This window comes from Mesorhizobium sp. M5C.F.Ca.IN.020.32.2.1 (assembly GCF_004023105.1).
Classification (GTDB): Bacteria; Pseudomonadota; Alphaproteobacteria; order Rhizobiales; family Rhizobiaceae; genus Mesorhizobium; species Mesorhizobium wenxiniae.
This window is the reverse complement of the sequence record NZ_RZSX01000839.1, coordinates 1-2,733: the sequence shown is the minus strand read 5'-3', so window position 1 is coordinate 2,733 and position 2,733 is coordinate 1. Positions and strand designations below refer to the sequence as shown.

The window sequence follows — 2,733 nt, the reverse complement described above, 5'->3', positions numbered from 1 at the left end:
GCCATGTAGTTCAGCACGACGACATGGTCGGTGCCCTCCGGCACGCGCTGCGGGGTGAAATCGACCGCATCGTAGAAGCCGTGCCGCCCAAGGGCGCCAAGCCGCCTCAGCCTGGCAAGGTTCTGCACCGATTCACGCGGGGTGAACTGCGCCGCCAGCACGGTCGCATAAGGCGCAATCACCGTGTTCTGGCCAAGACCTCGCTTCAGGCCCAGCCCGGGCACGCCGAAATTGGTGTATTGGTAGGTCAGTTCGCGGTCGCGGGCATTGTAGGCCGCTTCCGAGATCCCCCAGGGCACGTTCTTCGAGCGGCCGTACTGGATCTGACGTTTGATGATGAGCTTGCTGGTCTGGTTGAGGATGCTGCCTTGCGCCTCCTTCATCACCAGCGGCGGCATCAGATACTCGAACATCGAGCCGGACCAGGACATCAGTGCGCCCTTGAACCCGATCTCGACGATCGGCCGGCCGAGGTGGAACCAGTGCTCCGTCGGCAGATCGCCCTTGGCGATGGCGAACAGGCTGGTCAGCCGCGCCTCGGAAGCCAGGAGGTCGTAGCAGCTTTCGTCGAGCTGATGCTCCTCGACCCGGTAGCCGATCGACAGGAGCTTGCGTTCCTTCCGCATGAGGAAGGAGAAATCCATCTCGAAGGCGAAGCGACGCGTGCGCTCGCGCAGCGAAAGAAGCTTGGCCCGCAAGGCTTCGACGGCATTGTCGTCGCTATGCGCGTCATGGACATGCGCTTCGCAGGTTGCTTCCAGTCTCGCCGCCCAGTCGGCGATAGTATCGCTCTGTGTCGATGCGGCCTCGGTATGGATGGCGATGGCGAGCTTGCGAATCTCGCCGGCCAGAACGGCCAGGTTGATGGTGCGGATCGATGCCATCTCGGGCTGAGCTTTGATCGATTCGACCGCGCGCCGCATGCCGTCGAGGCGATCGGCGAGCCGCTGGCGCAACGGCCGCAACTGGCGACGGTCGTCAGGCAACTCCGCCAGGCTTTCGTCGAGGATCGTCACCGTATCGAGGATACCCTCGAAGTCGCCCTGAAGGTGGACTGCAGGCGCTTCCGCCCATTCGGCGCAGGCGGCCGCTACCGCCACCAAATGGCCGGCAAGATTGCCGCTATCGACGGCGGAAATATAGAGCGGATAGAGCGGTTTCAGCGTCGTCGTGTCATACCAGTTGAAGAGATGGCCGCGCTCGCGCGGCATGCTCTCGATGGTCGACATCGTCGCGTCGATGCGGGTGGTCGCGTCGGACAGACTGATCCAGCCGAAGTCGCGCGCTGAAATCACCGACAGGAGATAGACGCCGATATTGGTCGGCGAGGTGCGGGGCGCCACGACAGGCGCCGGACTTTCCTGGAAATTGTCGGGCGGCAGGTTGTGATGCTCGGCCGTCACGAAGGTCTCGAAATAATGCCATGTGCGCCGCGCAACGGTACGCAGCGTATGGATGTCAGCCGCCGATATGCGCAAACGGTCCTCGGTTTCGGCCGAGCGGCTGATCCAGAAAGCGAACGCCGGCGAGCCGATCCAGAACAGCGCGAAGAAGAAGGCGACGAAAGCTCCGGTGGAATCGGCCAGAACCGGGATGGCGAGGCCGACGAACCCGACAACCACCGCGCCGTACATCATGCCGTAATAGGAGCCGAGATCGTTGTCGCCATTCTTGTGCGCCTGCGAGGCAGTGCGCCATTCGAGCAGATTCTGCCGACTGACGAACAGACGGTAGAGTGTGCGAATGATGGCGTCGCCCATCATCCAGGCCAGATGCGCCATCAGCACGATCTTCAGCGCCACCAGGGCGGTGCCGAAGACAACGTCGCGCGCCAGCGCCGAGAAATGGCCGCGCGGCGTCTGGTCGCCGCTTTTCGGCAGGATGGCGTGGACGATATCGAATGTCGGCGCCATGAAAAGCGTGAGGATCAGCAGCGCCTGCCATTGCGCGGCCTGCGTGAAAGGCAGCAACGTCCAGCCGGCGATCGCCCCTATCACCCAGAAGATCGGCGTCAGCGAGCGGCGCAGATTGTCGACCATCTTCCAGCGCGACAGCGCCGGTACGCCGGAGCGCGGATCGAGAATGAAGCCCAGAAGCTGCCAGTCGCCGCGTGCCCAGCGATGGTGGCGCGACGCGTCTACCGAATAGCGGGTCGGATAGTCCTCGACCAGTTCGACGTCCGTGACCAGCGCCGCGCGTGCCAGGGCGCCTTCGAGCAGATCGTGGCTGAGGATGGTGTTTTCGTCGATGCGGCCCTTCAGCGCCGCTTCGAAGGCGTCGACATGATAGAGGCCCTTGCCGGTGAAGGAGCCGTCTCCGAAGACGTCCTGGTAGATATCCGAGACGGCAAATACGTAGGGATCAAGGCCTCGATTGGCGGAAAACACCCGCTGGAAGAAGGATGCATCGTCGCCGCTGGTCAGGGAAGCGGTGATGCGCGGCTGCAGGATGGTGTAGCCGGCGGTGACAACGCGCTTTGCCGCATCGTAATGCGGGCGGTTGAGCGGATGGCAAAGCTTGCCAACCAAACTGGCGACGGCATCGCGGGTGGTGCGCGTGTCGGCGTCGAGCGTCATCACATGGATAACGTTTTCTGGCAACGGCACATCCAGCGGCAGGAAGGTGGTGTCGCTGTCACCGCGCAACAGAAGATTCAGTTCGTGCAGCTTGCCGCGCTTGCGTTCCCAGCCCATCCAGGCGCCCTGGGATTCATTGTAGAGCCGCCGGCGATCT

General features: G+C 63.2%; 1 protein-coding gene. It reads right to left on the bottom strand.

Annotated elements, in window-relative coordinates:
- A partial coding sequence (locus EOA86_RS29655; RefSeq protein ID WP_281035708.1) for a glucoamylase family protein occupies nucleotides 1-2,733 on the bottom strand: 2,733 nt, incomplete at both ends.